This window comes from Microcoleus sp. SVA1B4, assembly GCF_036700545.1.
In the GTDB taxonomy this organism is placed as follows: domain Bacteria; phylum Cyanobacteriota; class Cyanobacteriia; order Cyanobacteriales; family Microcoleaceae; genus Microcoleus.
Genome location: NZ_JAUBPB010000128.1, coordinates 2,501 through 5,493, shown reverse-complemented (window position 1 = coordinate 5,493; position 2,993 = coordinate 2,501). Strand labels below are relative to the sequence as shown.

The following is a 2,993-nucleotide window of genomic DNA, read 5'->3' as shown; positions in this document are numbered from 1 at the left end:
CCTGCGCTTTGCTGTTATTGGTTTTTGAGTTGCAAAGAAAAACCCCGACCTTTTGGGTCGGGGTTTTGGGTAAGGCCCTGGCGATGACCTACTCTCGCATGCGGATGCACACTACCATCGGCGCGTGCGCGTTTCACTTCCGAGTTCGGGATGGGATCGGGTGGTTCCACGCAGCTATGTTCACCAGGGAGAGGGTGGAGGGTCGCTATTGCCGGAAGGCTCAAGCGCTCACGCTCTCATAGGGTCTTGTGACGTAACAGTTTGGTTTGTCTTGGCTTCTGTGCCGAAGGGCAAGGCAACTTGAGGTTATATGATCAAGCCACACGGATCATTAGTATCGGTAAGCTCAATGCATTACTGCACTTACACACCCGACCTATCAACGACGTAGTCTTCATCGTTCCTTTAGGGGACTTGTGTCCCGGGAGATCTCATCTTGAGGCGCGCTTCCCGCTTAGATGCTTTCAGCGGTTATCGTTTCCGAACGTAGCTACCCGGCAGTGCCACTGGCGTGACAACCGGTACACCAGAGGTTCGTCCATTCCGGTCCTCTCGTACTAGGAACAGCCCCTCTCAAATCTCCAACGCCCACGACAGATAGGGACCGAACTGTCTCACGACGTTCTGAACCCAGCTCGCGTACCACTTTAAATGGCGAACAGCCATACCCTTGGGACCGACTACAGCCCCAGGATGTGATGAGCCGACATCGAGGTGCCAAACACCGCCGTCGATATGAACTCTTGGGCGGTATCAGCCTGTTATCCCCGGAGTACCTTTTATCCGTTGAGCGATGGCCCTTCCATACAGAACCACCGGATCACTAAGACCTACTTTCGTACCTGCTTGATCCGTCGATCTTGCAGTCAAGCACGCTTCTGCCTTTGCACACATTGCGCGATGTCCGACCGCGCTGAGCGTACCTTCGTGCTCCTCCGTTACTCTTTGGGAGGAGACCGCCCCAGTCAAACTACCCACCATACATGGTCCCCGATCCGGATTACGGACCTAGGTTAGAACGTCAAGCACATCAGGGTGGTATTTCAAGGATGGCTCCACCGAAGCTGGCGCCTCGGTTTCATAGCCTCCCACCTATCCTACACAGACGAACTCAACGTTCAATGTAAAGCTATAGTAAAGGTTCACGGGGTCTTTCCGTCTTGCCGCGGGAACGCTGCATCTTCACAGCGATTTCAATTTCACTGAGCCTTGGGTGGAGACAGCGCCGCTGTCGTTACGCCATTCGTGCAGGTCGGAACTTACCCGACAAGGAATTTCGCTACCTTAGGACCGTTATAGTTACGGCCGCCGTTTACTGGGGCTTCGATCAAGAGCTTCGCTTGCGCTGACCCCATCACTTAACCTTCCAGCACCGGGCAGGCGTCACACCCTATACGTCCACTTTCGTGTTTGCAGAGTGCTGTGTTTTTGATAAACAGTCGCAGCGGCCTGGTCACTGCGGCCTCCATTGCTGGAGGCGTACCTTCTCCCGAAGTTACGGTACTATTTTGCCTAGTTCCTTCACCCAAGTTCTCTCAAGCGCCTGAGAATTCTCATCCTACCCACCTGTGTCGGTTTACGGTACGGTCTTGCGTGAGCTGAAGCTTAGAGGCTTTTCCTGGAAGCGTGGGATCAGTGACTTCGTCCGATAGGACTCGTCTCGTACTTCGGCCTTAAAGGGCGGCGGATTTGCCTACCACCCAAGCCTTTGTACTTTCCCCGGGACAACCAACGCCCGGTACACTTACCCTTCTCCGTCCCCCCATCGCACTCACGCGAGGTGCTGGAATATTAACCAGCTTCCCATCGACTACACCTTTCGGTCTCGCCTTAGGGGCCGACTCACCCTGCGCCGATGAACGTTGCGCTAGGAAACCTTGGGCTTTCGGCGTGCGGGCTTTTCACCCGCATTATCGTTACTCATGTCAGCATTCGCACTTCCGATACCTCCAGCAGCCTTCTCAAGCCACCTTCGCAGGCGTACGGAACGCTCCTCTACCGCGCACACAAAGTGTGCACCCCAAGCTTCGGTATATCGCTTAGCCCCGTTAAATCTTCCGCGCAGACCGACTCGACCAGTGAGCTATTACGCTTTCTTTAAAGGATGGCTGCTTCTAAGCCAACCTCCTGGCTGTCTATGCCTTTCCACATCGTTTTCCACTTAGCGATAATTTGGGGACCTTAGCTGTGGGTCTGGGTTGTTTCCCTTTTCACGACGGACGTTAGCACCCGCCGTGTGTCTCCCGCATAGTCTGTCCTGGTATTCGGAGTTTGCCATGGTTTGGTAAGTCACGATGACCCCCTAGCCATAACAGTGCTCTACCCCCAGGAAGATTCGTGCGAGGCGCTACCTAAATAGCTTTCGAGGAGAACCAGCTATCTCCGGGTTCGATTAGCTTTTCACTCCTAGCCACACCTCATCCCCTACTTTTGCAACAGGAGTGGGTTCGGGCCTCCAGTGCGTGTTACCGCACCTTCACCCTGGGCATGGCTAGATCACCCGGTTTCGGGTCTACTTCCTGCGACTATGCGCCCTATTCAGACTCGGTTTCCCTTCGCCTACCCTATACGGTTAAGCTCGCCACAAAAAGTAAGTCGCTGACCCATTATACAAAAGGTACGCAGTCACCCTTGCGGGCTCCTACTGCTTGTACGCATACGGTTTCAGGTTCTATTTCACTCCCCTCTCCGGGGTTCTTTTCGCCTTTCCCTCACGGTACTGGTTCACTATCGGTCAGTCAGGAGTATTTAGCCTTGGAGGATGGTCCCCCCATGTTCAGACAGGGTTTCACGTGCCCCGCCCTACTCAATTTCATCATCGTGGCCCTTTCAAATACTGGGCTATCACCGTCTATGGCCAGCCTTTCCAGACTGTTTTTCTAGAACCATGATGACTTTTGGGCTGTTCCCCGTTCGCTCGTCACTACTCAGGGAATCTCGGTTGATTTCTTTTCCTCCGGGTACTTAGATATTTCAGTTCCCCGGGTTAGCTT

At 53.9% G+C, this 2,993-nt stretch carries 2 rRNA genes (1 of these 2 cut by a window edge); both read right to left on the bottom strand.

The features are described 5' to 3' along the window. Positions 1-75: 75 nt before the first annotated feature. Positions 76-188 (bottom strand): 5S ribosomal RNA (gene rrf, locus QT987_RS29265). A 122-nt stretch (positions 189-310) separates the two neighbouring features. Next, positions 311-2,993: ribosomal RNA gene (locus tag QT987_RS29260) — 23S ribosomal RNA — on the bottom strand (it continues 168 nt past the right edge of the window).